General features: G+C 40.2%; 13 protein-coding genes. 9 read left to right on the plus strand and 4 right to left on the minus strand.

The annotated features are described in order from the left end of the window. Window positions 1-141 precede the first annotated feature (141 nt). The 3 genes from clpB (at window position 142) to ACWIT3_RS02115 (ending at window position 3,985) form a co-directional block, all read left to right on the plus strand. Window positions 142-2,709, plus strand: a complete 2,568-nt coding sequence (gene clpB / locus ACWIT3_RS02105; protein WP_457161166.1) for an ATP-dependent chaperone ClpB — start codon at window positions 142-144, stop codon at window positions 2,707-2,709. A 153-nt stretch (window positions 2,710-2,862) separates the two neighbouring features. Then, window positions 2,863-3,237: a thioredoxin family protein gene (locus ACWIT3_RS02110; RefSeq protein WP_457161167.1), complete on the plus strand. Its 375-nt coding sequence runs from the start codon at window positions 2,863-2,865 to the stop codon at window positions 3,235-3,237. A gap of 19 nt (window positions 3,238-3,256) precedes the next feature. Beyond that, window positions 3,257-3,985 (plus strand): cytochrome c biogenesis CcdA family protein, encoded by a 729-nt coding sequence (locus ACWIT3_RS02115; protein WP_457161168.1) that lies wholly within the window; start codon window positions 3,257-3,259, stop codon window positions 3,983-3,985. Between the two features lie 89 nt (window positions 3,986-4,074). Here the strand turns inward: ACWIT3_RS02115 and ACWIT3_RS02120 are convergent, their stop codons facing one another. From ACWIT3_RS02120 to ACWIT3_RS02130, 3 genes are all read right to left on the minus strand, one after another. Beyond that, the gene (locus ACWIT3_RS02120; RefSeq protein ID WP_457161169.1) at window positions 4,075-5,217 is read right to left on the minus strand and encodes an N-acetylneuraminate epimerase; all 1,143 of its coding nucleotides are present in this window, start codon (window positions 5,215-5,217) and stop codon (window positions 4,075-4,077) included. Window positions 5,218-5,346: 129 nt separating this feature from the next. Beyond that, entirely contained in the window at window positions 5,347-7,230 is a 1,884-nt protein-coding gene (locus tag ACWIT3_RS02125) for a TRAP transporter large permease (RefSeq protein ID WP_457161170.1), read from the minus strand. Between the two features lie 70 nt (window positions 7,231-7,300). Further along, a complete protein-coding gene (locus ACWIT3_RS02130; protein ID WP_457161171.1) occupies window positions 7,301-8,284 on the minus strand; it encodes a sialic acid TRAP transporter substrate-binding protein SiaP in 984 nt (327 codons plus the stop codon). 241 nt (window positions 8,285-8,525) lie between these two features. Here ACWIT3_RS02130 and ACWIT3_RS02135 point away from each other — a divergent pair, with 241 nt between their 5' ends. The 6 genes from ACWIT3_RS02135 to nanA all read left to right on the plus strand — a co-directional run bounded on the left by ACWIT3_RS02135 (window position 8,526) and on the right by nanA (window position 13,172). Next, window positions 8,526-9,119, plus strand: coding sequence for an SGNH/GDSL hydrolase family protein (locus ACWIT3_RS02135; protein WP_457161172.1), 594 nt, complete (start codon window positions 8,526-8,528; stop codon window positions 9,117-9,119). Between the two features lie 174 nt (window positions 9,120-9,293). Continuing rightward, entirely contained in the window at window positions 9,294-9,980 is a 687-nt protein-coding gene (locus ACWIT3_RS02140; RefSeq protein WP_457161173.1) for an N-acetylmannosamine-6-phosphate 2-epimerase, read from the plus strand. Window positions 9,981-10,004: 24 nt separating this feature from the next. Next, window positions 10,005-10,898 (plus strand): N-acetylmannosamine kinase, encoded by an 894-nt coding sequence (locus ACWIT3_RS02145; protein WP_457161174.1) that lies wholly within the window; start codon window positions 10,005-10,007, stop codon window positions 10,896-10,898. 9 nt (window positions 10,899-10,907) lie between these two features. Then, window positions 10,908-11,375, plus strand: coding sequence for an N-acetylneuraminate anomerase (gene nanQ / locus ACWIT3_RS02150; protein ID WP_457161175.1), 468 nt, complete (start codon window positions 10,908-10,910; stop codon window positions 11,373-11,375). A 28-nt stretch (window positions 11,376-11,403) separates the two neighbouring features. Beyond that, window positions 11,404-12,270, plus strand: a complete 867-nt coding sequence (locus ACWIT3_RS02155) for a MurR/RpiR family transcriptional regulator (RefSeq protein WP_457161176.1) — start codon at window positions 11,404-11,406, stop codon at window positions 12,268-12,270. 20 nt (window positions 12,271-12,290) lie between these two features. Next, window positions 12,291-13,172 carry an N-acetylneuraminate lyase gene (gene nanA / locus ACWIT3_RS02160; RefSeq protein ID WP_457161177.1) on the plus strand — a complete coding sequence of 294 codons (882 nt, stop codon included), beginning with the start codon at window positions 12,291-12,293 and terminating at the stop codon, window positions 13,170-13,172. Between the two features lie 93 nt (window positions 13,173-13,265). Here nanA and ligA read toward each other — a convergent pair whose 3' ends face one another. Continuing rightward, window positions 13,266-15,287: an NAD-dependent DNA ligase LigA gene (gene ligA, locus ACWIT3_RS02165; RefSeq protein ID WP_457161178.1), complete on the minus strand. Its 2,022-nt coding sequence runs from the start codon at window positions 15,285-15,287 to the stop codon at window positions 13,266-13,268. Window positions 15,288-15,316: the final 29 nt, after the last annotated feature.

Raw genomic sequence — 15,316 nt, forward strand, 5'->3', positions numbered from 1 at the left:
TTGAAAAATTAAACTTTAATCGTTTTAAATTAAAAATAGTCCTAAACCGAGCTTGAAAAAATGAAAAATGCGCTTATTTAATCCTTGTGAACAAAAGGGATATTGCCCTTTTACTTAATTGAATAAAAGAGGAATGTGAAGATGAATATCGAAAAATTTACGACAAAATTCCAACAAGCGATTGCTGAAGCACAATCTTTAGCGATCGGCAAAGACAACCAATTTATCGAACCTGTCCATTTATTAAGTGCATTATTAAATCAACAAGACGGCTCAATTGCCCCGATTTTAACGACAAGTGGTGCAAATCTCGCCGTATTACGTAACGAGTTACAAACCGAACTAAACCGTTTGCCTCAAGTTTCAGGTAATGGCGGCGATGTACAAGTCTCTCGTAGCCTGATCAATATTTTGAATCTCTGCGATAAACTGGCTCAACAACGCCAAGATAAATTTATTTCGTCTGAACTATTTTTGTTAGCCGCCTTTGAAGATAAAACCCTCGGTGAGATTTTGAAAAAGAGCGGTGTAAAAAAAGAAAGTTTACAACACGCGATCGATAAAGTACGCGGTGGACAAAATGTGAATGACCAAAACGCAGAAGAAAGTCGTCAAGCACTGGATAAATATACGATTGATTTAACTGCTCGCGCAGAAAGCGGCAAACTTGACCCAGTGATTGGGCGTGATGAAGAAATTCGTCGTGCGATTCAAGTGTTGCAACGTCGTACCAAAAATAACCCAGTGTTAATTGGTGAACCAGGTGTTGGTAAAACCGCGATTGTCGAAGGTTTAGCACAACGTATTGTCAACGGTGAAGTACCTGAGGGCTTGAAAAACAAACGTGTACTTTCTTTAGATATGGGTGCATTAATTGCGGGTGCGAAATATCGTGGTGAATTTGAAGAGCGTTTAAAAGCCGTTTTAAATGAACTTGCGAAAGAAGAAGGTCGTGTGATTTTATTCATCGACGAAATTCACACAATGGTTGGTGCGGGTAAAACCGATGGCGCAATGGATGCAGGTAACTTGCTCAAACCAAGTTTAGCCCGTGGGGAATTGCATTGTGTAGGTGCGACAACTTTAGATGAATATCGCCAATATATTGAAAAAGATGCCGCACTTGAACGCCGTTTCCAAAAAGTGTTCGTTGGTGAGCCAACAGTGGAAGATACCATTGCGATTTTACGTGGTTTGAAAGAGCGTTATGAGATTCACCACCACGTACAAATTACTGACCCAGCAATTGTGGCAGCCGCAACACTTTCGCACCGTTATGTTTCCGATCGTCAATTGCCAGACAAAGCCATTGACTTGATCGACGAAGCGGCATCAAGCATTCGTATGGAAATTGACTCAAAACCGCAACCGTTGGATCGTTTAGAGCGCCGTATTATCCAATTAAAATTGGAACAACAAGCGTTACAAAAAGAAGATGACGAAGCAAGCCGTAAACGTTTAGAGATGCTTGAACAAGAGTTGAGCGAAAAAGAGCGTGAATATGCCGAACTAGAAGAGGTTTGGAAAGCAGAAAAAGCCGCACTTTCTGGTACGCAACATATTAAAGCGGAATTAGACAATGCGAAAACCCAAATGGAACAAGCACGTCGTGCGAGTGATTTCGCGAAAATGTCAGAATTACAATATGGTGTCATTCCTGCGTTAGAAAAACAATTATCCCAAGCTGAATCCGCAGAAGGCAAAGAAATGACGTTACTCCGCCATCGTGTTACCGATGAAGAAATCGCAGAAGTACTTTCTCGTGCAACAGGGATTCCTGTGGCGAAAATGATGGAAGGTGAGAAAGAAAAACTCTTGCGTATGGAAGACGAATTGCACAAACGTGTGATTGGTCAGCACGAAGCAATTGAAGCGGTGGCGAATGCGATTCGTCGTAGTCGTGCGGGCTTATCCGATCCAAACCGCCCAATTGGTTCCTTCTTATTCTTAGGCCCGACTGGTGTGGGTAAAACCGAGTTGTGTAAAACGTTGGCAAACTTCTTGTTTGACGATGAAAATGCCATGGTGCGTATTGATATGTCAGAGTTTATGGAAAAACACAGCGTGTCTCGCTTAGTCGGTGCACCTCCAGGTTACGTTGGCTATGAAGAAGGTGGTTACTTAACCGAAGCCGTACGTCGTCGTCCATATTCTGTTATCTTGCTTGATGAAGTAGAAAAAGCGCACCATGATGTATTCAACATTTTATTACAAGTGTTAGATGACGGGCGCTTAACCGATGGTCAAGGCCGTACAGTGGACTTCCGCAATACTGTGGTCATTATGACGTCTAACTTGGGGTCACATTTAATCCAAGAAAACAAAGATGCCGATTACGACAGTATGAAAGCCTTGGTAATGTCTGTGGTGGGACAACATTTCCGCCCAGAATTTATCAACCGTATTGATGAAACTGTTGTGTTCCATCCATTAGGTAAAGAAAACATTCGTGCGATTGCGACAATCCAGTTACAACGCTTAATCAAACGTATGGAAAGCCACGGTTATCAATTACGCTTTACAGATGCATGTTTAGACTTTATCGGTGAAGTGGGTTATGACCCAGTTTACGGTGCAAGACCGTTGAAACGTGCAATTCAACAAGAAATTGAGAACCCATTAGCGCAACAAATTCTGTCTGGTAAATTATTACCGAATCAATTAGTGACGATTGATTATGTGGATGGAAAAGTCGTCGCTAATCAATAAATCCTATTAAGTCCTGAAGCCCAATGCCGATGCGTTGGGCTTTTTTTATGAAGTGCGGTGCTTTTTTAAAAAATTTTGTAATGCTTTGTACAATCTTTCGTCTAAATCAATAAATTACACCGATTTATTTTCACATTATTTAAGGAGAATCTTATGAAAAAAGTTTTTACATTATTAGCGACGTTATTTGTATCCGCTCACGTTTTTGCGGTTGATTTTAAACCGTTTGAACAAGCCGCTTTCGATGCTGCAGTACAAACCCACAAACCTGTGTTAGTGGACGTTTACGCTGACTGGTGCCCGACTTGCAAACGCCAAGTAAAAGTGCTTGAGCCAATCTTAAACGAAGCACAATTCAAAGATTACACCGTATTTAAAGTCGATTATGACGAGCAAAAAGACGCATTAAAAAACTTCAAAGTGACACGTCAAAGTACGTTAATTCTCTTTAACGAAGGTAAAGAAGTACGCCGTAGCATCGCGGAAACAAGCGAAGAAGGTTTACGTCGTTTCATCACATTACCATAAGCAATAAACAGGAAATAATATGGAGATTAGTATCACAATATTAGGGTTAAGTTTATTGGCAGGGCTGCTCACGACCCTTTCCCCTTGCGTCTTGCCTATCTTACCGATCGTCGCTTCTTCTGCGATGGCAAAACGTAAAGTTGGTTTATTTACGCTAGCTTTTGGAATGGCAATTTCCTTCACGTTGGTCGGAACCGTCATTGCCTCAATTGGTCTAGCGCTAGGCTTAAATAGCGAATATTTACGTTATGCGGCGGCAATTTTGATGTTATTTGTGGCGTTTTGGTTACTTAGCTCACGCTTACAAGAGATTTTCAGTCGCTATACATCCGTGATTTCAGGCAAAGGCGAAGCTTGGTTAAGTGGATTTAATCCAGAATCAGCCACTGGGCAATTCTTCGTGGGCTTATTGCTTGGTATCGTTTGGGCACCTTGCATCGGACCAACGTTAGGTGCCGCCATCGCGCTTGCAAGCCAAGGTGAAGCATTAGCCAGCGTTGCATTAGTGATGGTGATTTTCAGCTTAGGCGCTGTCATTCCATTAATTGCGATTGGATTATTATCTCGTCAATTCTTCCGCGAAAAACGTGAGAAATTAGCTGATGCAGGACAAAAAGGGCGTAAGGTCATGGGCTGGAGCTTATTAATTGTTGGCTTATTCGTTTTAACGGGTTTCGATAAACAAATTGAAATTTGGTTAGTGCAATTAAGCCCAGAATGGCTGACTGATTTAACCACTCGTTTCTAACACCATGTTATGCCATCAAGTGCGGTCACATTAACGACAAAAAAGGCGAACTTTCGTTCGCCTTAATCATCACTCTGTTCAAGTACGCTTTATTCAACTGTTAATTTCTTACCATCAAAGCTCATAGTTTGAACAGCAGTTAATGGTTTACCACCATCTGTTTCCCCACCGATTAATAACACTTTGTTATTGTAAGAAACAGCTAAACCATAACCAATATTAGCTGGAAGCTCACCGACCACTTTCCACTTACCTGTTTTACCATCTAAAGCATAAACTGCTTTATGATAAGTTTTTTTCAAACCGCCAGTACGGTGTGCATCCATAATGCCTTTTTCATAGTTCGCTAATGCGCCAGGGAAGTTTGCACCACCTGTCACAATGTAGTGACCATTTGTGTAGCCACCCATACCGCCTGCGATACCATCTTGTTTGTCATAACCTTTTGGTGCAGGTAAATCGCCAAGTTTTTTCCATGTCACACCATCTTTACCAATAGTCCCCACCGCAGTGCCTGGCGAACGTAATCCCGCTTTCACTTCACCATTGACAACTAATAATTTACCATCTTTAATTGCAACAGCTGCGCCTGCACGACCAGCGTATGGGAAGTAACCTTCATTACGCCATACATTATTGGCTGGCTCATAACTTAAAATTTCTGGTGAGAAGAAGAAATCTTGTGCACGTAAATTGAAGTATGGATCAAAGATCGCTTTTTCTTTTTCTTTATCGCCACCCGCTGCTTTCACGTCTTGGAATAAGCCGTTCCAAATTTCATGGTTTACCCCACCCACAAAATAGATTTTACCGCCATTTGCTGCGACACTCGCACCAACAGAGGTAGAACGTGGCGAACGCGTTGGCAATTTCATCCAAGTATTGTCTGCTGGATTGTATTCATAAGCATCATTGATGATTTGGTTTTTCGCCACATCAGTATCTTGGAAACCACCAAAGACATAAAGTTTACCATTTACTCCTGCCGCAACAGGTTGGTTACGTTTACCACCTGGGAATTCTGCGATTTCTTTCCATTCTTTTGGATCTTTAAGATTTAATGCATAGAATTTAGTTGTTCCTGTTCCACCTAAACCCACATAAACCGTATCACCTACTAATGCACCGGCACCCGCTTTGATTCCTTCAGGTAGATCTGGGTATTGTCCTGCTTGAGCGGCGAAAGCGGTTGCGGCTAAAGCTGCAAATAAAGCTGTTTTTGTAAATTTCATTTTATTACCTCAATTAGTTAGGTTAGTAAGAATGAATACCGATTCAGATACAACATTGAATGGCAAGTTTTTAGTTTCAGTTAAAGCCAGCCAAGATGGCTGGCTCAAATTCTCCATATCTTTCCGCCACTACGGCATTAAAAGATTTGGTATAAAGGTGATAATTTGTGGGAAAATCGTAATCAATACGAGTGTCACAAAAATCGGTACTAGGAATGGTAGTACACCTTTTACCACTGTACTCACTGGCATATTACCAACACGTGCCACAACGAATAATGCCATTCCCATTGGCGGTGTTAAAATACCAATCATCATGTTTAATGTAGTCATCACACCAAAGAAGATCAGGTCAATACCAAAATGTACTGCGATTGGAATTAACATTGGTAACACAAGGAATTGTAATGCCAACGCATCAATGAACATACCGAGGAATAACAATAATAAGTTAATCATCACAAGGACAGTTGTAGGCGAATCGGCGACTGCGACAAAGACCTCAGCAATTTTCATTGCAACTTGTTCACGTGCAATCATGTCGCCAAAGAAAGTAACTGTCATCACCATGAGTGCTGTTACCCCAGTAATCGCCATCGCTTCAATACAACTTTTGAATAACATTTTGAAGTTAAGCTCTTTATACACAAACATACCGATGATGATTGAGTAGAATGCGGCAATCACAGCAGCTTCTGTTGGTGTAAAGAGACCAGAGAAAATACCACCGATAATAAGCACTGGTGTCAATACTGCCCAAATTGCCTTCTTGAAGGCTTGGCAACGTTGTTCTAATGTTGCTTTTGGTGTTCTTGGATAACCACGTTTTTTCGCCACATAGTAGTTCATAATCATCAAGGCAATCGTGACTAACACACCTGGCACGAAACCTGCGATAAACAATTTTGCAATAGACTGGTTAGCAATAACCCCATAAATGATCATCGCAATACTTGGTGGAACAAGTGGACCGATGATACAAGATGCAGCAGTAATCCCCCCACAAATATCATCATCATAGCCCGCATCACGCATCGCTTTAATTTCTAACTGACCTAAACCACCTGCGTCCGCTAACGCTGAACCTGACATACCAGAGAAAATTAAACTCGCACCAATATTTACATGCCCCATACCACCACGATAATGACCAAGTAATGCACGTGCGAAATTAAAGATACGTTCAGTAATTCCCCCAGTATTCATCAAGATACCAGTTAAAATAAAGAAAGGTACACTTAATAATGGGAAGCTATTGAGACTATCCGTTAATTTTGATGACGCCGAGTTAACAATGTTCCAGCGTGTCATTGAGAAATAAAGCAACGTTGCAATAAATAATGACCAGCCGACAGGTGTCCCTAAGAACATAATGACAAGCCAAATAATCAACGTGATGTATACTGCATCGCTACCAAATTTGACATAATTTGAAATACGTAACGCTTTATACCAATCTGGCTCAATAAATAAAATCGCAAAAATAATGACCGCACTGATAATAAAAACAAGCGGAGGAATATGGCTTAATTTATTTTTATAGTTTTCAACTTGTGCTTGGAGAAAACGGAATAACATTAAACAAGAAATAAATGGCAACGCGGCATACATCCATTTCTCAGAAATGCTTGTTTCACTCCCGACTAGATCAGATACGAAAGCAGTGAGTGCTTCCATTTTAAAACTGGAATCTAACCAAACTTTAAAGCCTAAATGAATAAAAATAACAATAGAAATAAAAATGAGAAGTTGCACGAAAGAATTCGATAACTTTCTCACTTTCTCAGGCATAAAGTTAGTTAAAAAATCAATATACACATGCTGTTGGCTACGGATACCCATACTAATACCGAGTAGACCCACATAAATGAATAGCAATCTTGCTAGCTCTTCACTCCAAATAAATGGGGAATGAAAAATTTGACGGGCGACAATTTGTGCTAAAAGAATCAAAAAGATCCCAATAAACATCACACCACCAATCCATTCTTCTAATTTATTTATTATTTTCATAGATACCTCAACAACCCAATAAAAATTAACCTTATCCCTTAAAACATCACAGGGATAAGGTTATTACTATTTATTTAGTTAAATTAGAAATTTCTTCTACTGCTAATTTACCCACTTCACCATTTTTCTTGAGATACTCATCATAGTATGGAGTCAATGCAGCTTTGAATGGTTTTAAGTCAGGCATAGTCACTGTCACACCTTGACCTTTAAAGAACTCAACGAGGCTGTTTTCACCATCAACGAACAATTTAGTGTGGTATTCTGCGGCTTTAGCTGCAGCATCTTTAACCACTTTTTGTAAGTCAGCAGGTAAATCATCCATTGTTTCATTACTTACAAGATAAAGTTGGTCATTTAAGATGTGGTTAGTTAACGCTAAGTATTTTTGTACTTCATAGAATTTTTGCGCTTGGATTGTTGGTAATGGGTTTTCTTGACCATCAACAGAGTTAGTTTGTAATGCTAAATACACTTCAGAGAACGCCATTGGTGTTGGTGCTGCACCCACATATTTTGCATACGCTAAGTTTGTTGCCGCGTTAGGTACACGTAATTTCAATCCTTTCATGTCGGCAATGCTGTTAATTGCACGGTTAGATGTTGTTTGACGAGTACCATTATAAGCAACAGATAACACTTCTAAGTTTAATTCTTTATCAATTTTTTTCAGTAAGCCTTGACCGAATTTTGTATCTAATAACGCTTTTTTCGATGTTTCAAAATTTGGAATCATGTAAGGTAACGCAAATACTTCAGCTTCTGGGAAGTAAATTTGGAAACGCGCTGACTCACCTAATGTGAAATCTAATGCACCGTCTTTTAATTGTTTGATCATCACACGGTCATCACCTAATTGCGCACTAGGGAAAATCGCCACTTCAATTTTGCCATTAGATTTTTCTTTCACTTCTTTAGCAAAAAATTCTACTGCTTTATATTCGTTTGAGCTTGGACCCGCAACCATACCGAATTTAAGGTCGTAATCGGCCGCAAATACAGAAGCGGAAACGCCTAAACATAAAGATGCAAGTAGTAGTTTTTTAAATTTCATTATGAGTTCTCCTCTATTGGTTACGTTGGGATTACGTTAAAATGATGATGAAATAAATTTCACACATTTTCATTCTAAAGTGAAAAAACTATTTTTTATAGAGAAAATGAAGTTTTATTTCATAAATGATAGGTGCGTCACAAAATTGAATATTTCCCGCCATCAAACCCCATAAAATGTTTACCAAAAACCTGCCTTTTATATAATGCATGACGTTTTATGTCAGAAAAGTGAGGCGCCGATGTTAAGTGATCAAGATATTTTTTATCGCTATCAAACCAAAGTGAAAGAATTTAGTAAAAAAGCCAATATCACATTAATTGGGCACTCGCTTTTTGACATGTGGGATGAATTACCTGCAGGTACCCCAACTTTATCAGGCAAAACTGTCGCAAACTTAGGGCTTTCTGGAGTGAGTACAAGACAATATCTTGATGTCATCATCAAACCGCAACGTATCCAACACATAGGGGAATCCGTTTTCCTGTTCTTAGGTGTGAATGATATCTGTAAAGAACCCGATTACTCACCTGCTCAAGTGATGGTGTGGCTAAATCAAATCCTTCAACATCTTCGTGCACAGTCACCAAACTCACATTACTACTTATTAGGCGCTACGCCAGTAAACCACATTTCGACTGTCAACAATGCACAAATAAATGAATTAAACGGTCATTTAAAAACGCATTGCCCAGCCGATGTGACCTATATTGACACAATGCAGAGCTTTTGTAACCCCGCAGGTGAGCTAGATTTAGCCTTATGTACAGATGGATTGCACTTTAATGCTGAAGGGTATCAAGTGTTGAAAGCATTATTAGAAAAACATTTATAAAACAGCATTGAAAAGTACAACGTTAAGGTAATGATAACCCCACAAAACTAATGCTCGTAAATATGCGACGGAGATCTCAAATTTTTATTATTTTAGTTGTTATTTTTTAATTCTAAGATTAATCTATACAAATTGGAGTCAATCTTCTTTTGACAAAATTAGACTGGAGTTAACATGTCAAAATTATCACATCAACAAGTTTTAGAACAAATCAAATATGGTCTCATTGCCTCTTGCCAACCTGTCGATAATGGTCCAATGGACTCGCCTGAAATCGTTGCCGCTATGGCACAAGCTTCAGTGATCGGCGGTGCAGCAGGCTTACGAATTGAAGGTATTGAAAATTTAAAAGCGGTACGTAAAGTTGTCAATGTGCCAATTATTGGGATTGTAAAACGCGATCTTGATGAAAGTCCTGTGCGTATCAGCCCATTTTTACAAGATATCGACGATTTAGCAGCCGCAGGCGCAGATATTATTGCATTTGATGGTACGGATCGCGTACGTCCAACGACTCGTGATGCTATTGTAAAACGTATCAAAGAATTAGGTTGTTTAGCGATGGCAGACTGCTCGAATTTCGAAGAAGGGATGTATTGCCAAAATTTAGGCGTGGAAATCATTGGCAGCACGATGTCAGGTTACACAGGAGGAGAAACCCCTGCTGAGCCAGATTATCAATTAGTCAAAGATCTCAATGCCGCAGGCTGTCGTGTCATGGCTGAAGGTCGTTACAATACCCCTGAACTCGCTAAAGTGGCGATCGAAATTGGTGCCTATTCTGTTACTGTTGGTTCCGCATTGACCCGTTTAGAACATATTGTAAGTTGGTTCGCTGATGCGGTGAAATCAGCCAAATAAGCAGATGGAATAAAAGGAGAAACTATGCGTTGTTTAGCACTAGATATTGGCGGTACAAAAATTGCTTCCGCGATCGTCGTGGCGGGTGAAATTACACAACGTCAACAAATCTCTACGCCTCAAGCAGATGCGGCAACAGCAATGCATGATACGCTAGCCGAAATTTTACAACATTACGCAGGACAATTCGATTATGTCGCCGTGGCATCAACGGGCATTATTAACCATGGTATTTTAACCGCACTGAATCCTAAAAATTTAGGTGGATTAGCGGAATTTCCACTAAAAGAAAGCATTGCACGTCATACTGATAAACCGATTGGTTTACTCAACGATGTACAAGCCGCAGCTTGTGCGGAATATAAAGATGAAGACAAAAACACTATACAAAACTTTGTCTTTATTACCGTATCAACGGGTGTCGGTGGAGGCATTATTTTAGAACGTCGCCTACTCACTGAACCCAATGGTGTGGCGGGTCATATTGGTCACACATTAGCGGATCCAAATGGTCCAGTATGTGGCTGTGGTCGAGTAGGTTGTGTCGAAGCAGTTGCAGCAGGTCGTGCAATTGAAGCAGTATCAAGTCAATGGAACCCTCCTTGCACGCCAAAACAAGCTTTTGAATTATTTAGAAAAAATGATAAAAAAGCTACCGCACTGATTCAACGCTCTGCGAAAGCCATTTCACACCTCATTGCAGATTTAGTGATTAGTTTAGATGTACAAAAAGTTGTTGTAGGTGGCAGTGTGGGTTTAGCTGATGGCTATTTACCATTAGTTAAACAATACTTACATGAAATGCCACATTTCTATCATTGTTCTGTAGAACATGCACGCTATGGTCAAGATGCGGGATTAATTGGTGCAGCTTGGTGGGTAGCTGATTGTTTACAACAAGGTATCCATTTGAAATAGGAGAACAATATGTTTATTGGTGATTTAACTCGAGATGACTTTAAATTAGGTTTGCCTAAGGTAATTGTTGATGTTTGTGAACATTTAAAAACGCTAGACTTAGCCGCACTAGAAACAGGTCGTCACGACCTTACTGACCAAATTTATATGAATGTCATGGCATTCGATACTGCTGCGCCAGAAAGTAAACAAGCTGAACTACATCGTCAATATATTGATGTGCAAGTCCTGATTTCTGGTCAAGAAAATATCGAATACAGCGTCGTTTATCCAACACTCGCTAACTATACTGAGTACGACGAAAAAGATGACTATCAATTAACCCCAGACATTGAGTATAAAAGTACATTAACACTGAAACCAAATATGTTTGCGGTGTTCTTGCCATATGAACCACATAAACCAGGCTGTAATGTCAATCACCATGTTGTTAGTCTGAAAAAACTCGTGGTGAAAGTACCTGTCGAATTACTGTAATTCAGACCGCACTTTGAAGGAGCACGCTATGTTAGTCAGTGGAAAAATTTTAGATACCATTGGTGCGCTACACGATAGCTTAACCAAAACAGAAAAAAGAATTGCTGCCACCATCCTTGCCTCACCCGATTTGCTCAGTCAGTCGTCGCTTTCTGATATTGCGAAGCATCTTGATGTAGGTGAGGCGACGTTTATTCGCTTCTGTCGTACCTTGGGTTTTAGAGGGTTCACTGACTTCAAATTAGAGCTTGCTATTGAATTAGCCACCCGAGAAAAGCAATATCATTCTTTACTTGATACGGATATTTCTTCTTCAGATGATCCGAAAAGCATTGCGGCAAAATTACAAAGTGCAGTAACAAACGTGATTTCCGAAACCGTGAATTTACTGGATTTCCATGAATTAGAAAATGTTGTCAATATCATGATGAAAGCCAAACGGATTTTCCTATTTGGTGTCGGTTCTTCGGGGATTACGGCTGAAGATGCTAAAAATAAATTCATGCGTATCGGCTTACAAGTTGACTCGACGTCCAACAACCATTTCATGTATATGCAAGCCGCATTAATGCAAGAAGGGGATGTGGTTGTCGGGATCAGTCACTCTGGCTACTCGAAAGAAGTGATCCAAGCCTTGAATATCGCGAAAAAAAATGGTGCGACAACAATCGCTATCACACATAACCTACGTTCACCTATTACGCATGCAGCGGACCATGTTTTAATCAATGGCAACCGTCAAGGGCAATTACAAGGTGATTCAATGGGAACAAAAATTGCTCAGCTTTTTGTCTTAGATTTGATTTACACTTTAATCGTCCAAGCGACTGAAGATAAAGCAACTAAAACGAAGCAGAAAACAGTTAACGTTATTTTAGAACAACGTGTTAAATAACACATTTATAGGAGTATCCAATGAAAAACTTAAAAGGTATCTTCAGTGCGCTGTTAGTTTCTTTCAACGCTGATGGTTCAATCAACGAAAAAGGCTTACGTGAAATCGTTCGCTACAACATTGATAAAATGAAAGTAGACGGACTTTACGTAGGAGGAAGTACAGGTGAAAACTTCATGCTTTCTACCGAAGAGAAAAAAGAAATCTTCCGTATTGCAAAAGATGAAGCTAAAGATCAAATTGCCTTAATTGCCCAAGTAGGTAGCGTAAACTTACAAGAAGCAATTGAATTAGGTAAATATGCAACAGAATTAGGCTACGATAGCTTATCTGCTGTCACACCGTTCTACTACAAATTCAGCTTCCCTGAAATCAAACATTACTACGACAGTATTATTGAAGCGACTGGCAACTACATGATTGTTTACTCTATCCCATTCTTAACTGGCGTGAACATCGGTGTAGAACAATTTGGTGAATTGTATAAAAACCCGAAAGTATTGGGTGTGAAATTCACCGCAGGTGATTTCTATCTGTTAGAGCGCTTGAAAAAAGCTTATCCAAATCATTTAATCTGGGCGGGTTTCGATGAAATGATGTTACCAGCTGCTGCCTTAGGTGTGGATGGCGCTATCGGTAGTACTTTCAACGTGAATGGTGTACGTGCACGTCAAATCTTTGAATTAACCCAAGCGGGCAAATTAAAAGAAGCGCTTGAAATTCAACATGTGACTAACGATTTAATCGAAGGCATCTTATCTAACGGTTTATACTTAACGATTAAAGAGTTATTAAAACTAGATGGCGTTGAGTCTGGCTACTGTCGTGAACCAATGACAAAAGAATTAAGCCCAGAAAAAGTGGCATTTGCAAAAGAATTAAAAGCTAAATACCTTTCTTAATTTGCTTAAAATCGACCGCACTTGACAGCTGTCGGTGCAGTTTAATAAGCAAAAACCGCTTTAGTTCATAACTTCAGCGGTTTTTTATTTGTCTTAAAGATAAGGTTGTGCCCAAGCTAGAAAGGTTTGTTCATCAATGACTTGCACCCCTAACTCATTCGCTTTACTCAGTTTTGAACCCGCACTGTCACCTGCCACCACCAAATCCGTTTTTGCCGATACACTACCACTGACTTTCGCCCCCAAACTTTGTAATAACGCTTTTGCCTCTGTGCGTCCCATTTGGGTTAGCGTTCCTGTTAACACGACAGTTTTTTCTTTAAAAGGATTATCCCCCACTGCTTTCACTTCAACGGTTTCCCAATGAATGCCTTGTGCCAATAAGTCCTCCACCACTGCCACATTATGTGGCTCACGCCAAAATACAAAAATACGATTAGCAACCACTTCACCAACATCTTGCACCGCTTGCAACTGTGCTAAACTGGCCGCTTGTAATGCCTCAAGAGTTCTAAAATGATTCGCAAGATTTAATGCTGTAGCTTCTCCCACTTCTCGAATGCCTAAAGCAAAAATAAAACGCGCTAACGTGGTTTTTTTCGCTTTTTCTAAACTGTCTAAGGCATTTTGTGCTGATTTTGGTCCCATTCGCTCTAAACGCATTAATGTGGTGAGATCCAGTTTAAATAAATCCGCTGGTGTATGAATTTGCTCACGATCTACTAACTGCTCGATTAATTTTGCTCCGACTCCGTCAATATCCATCGCTTTACGTGAAACAAAATGTTTTAACGCCTCTTTACGTTGTGCTGCACAGAATAACCCCCCTGTACAACGCGCAACTGCTTCCCCTTCGATACGTACAATGACAGAATCGCACACTGGGCAAGTCGGTGGAAATTCAATTCTTTGCGCATCTATTGGACGCTTATCATGTACCACACCAATAATTTGTGGGATCACATCACCTGCACGACGAATGATCACTGTATCACCGATCGCAATATCTAAGCGCGCAATTTCATCACCATTATGCAACGTCGCATTGCTCACCGTCACTCCCGCCACAAAGACTGGCTCAAGTTTTGCAACAGGCGTAATCGCTCCTGTTCTGCCTACTTGAAACTCCACACCTTTTAAGATCGTTAACTCTTCCTGCGCAGGAAACTTATACGCAATCGCCCAACGTGGCGCTTTAGAAATAAAACCAAGCTCTTCTTGCAACGCAATATCATTCACTTTAATGACCGTTCCATCAATGTCATAACCTAAGTGGCTGCGTTTTTGCATCATCGTACGATAGAAATTCAGGACATTTTCAATGCCATCACAAAGCTGAATTTCATTATTCACTGGAATACCAATAGATTTTAGCCATTGCAAACGAGCAAAATGAGTTGTAGGCAATTCCACACCTTCTGCAATACCGATGCCATAGGCGTTTAACACTAATGGGCGTTGACTAGTAATACGAGGATCAAGTTGACGTAGAGAACCTGCCGCCGCATTACGTGGATTGGCAAACGTTTTTTCGCCTTTTGCTAATGCTTTCTCATTTAAAGCATCAAATCCTGCTTGTGGCATAAACACTTCCCCACGAACCTCTAAACGCGCAGGAGGATTCTCCATTAACAACTGGAGAGGAATATTCCGAATCGTGCGAATATTCAACGTAATATCTTCCCCAGTCGTGCCATCACCGCGCGTCGCGGCTTGAACCAGCTTACCGTCTACATACAAAATACTGACGGCTAATCCATCCAATTTGGGTTCACAGCAAAACGTCAGTTGTTCTGGTGAAAAAACTAAACGATCCTCAATACGTTTCACAAAAGCTTTAAACTCTTCATCAGAAAACGCATTATCTAACGATAGCATTGGGATTTCATGTTTGACTTCCGCAAAACCTGCCAATGGTTTTGCACCAACTCGTCTTGTGGGCGAATCCGCGGTAATCAAGTGGGGATATTGGTTCTCGAGCTGTTTTAGCTGCTGAAACAAGCGATCATATTCTGCATCGGGAATTTGGGGAGTATCTAATACATGATATTGATATTCATGATGGCGTAAGATGTGACGCAATTTTTCTAATTCAAGCTGAATGTGTTCTGTCATACAAAATCCTGATAAAAATGACCGCACTG

It is taken from the genome of Pasteurella sp. P03HT, assembly GCF_054052285.1.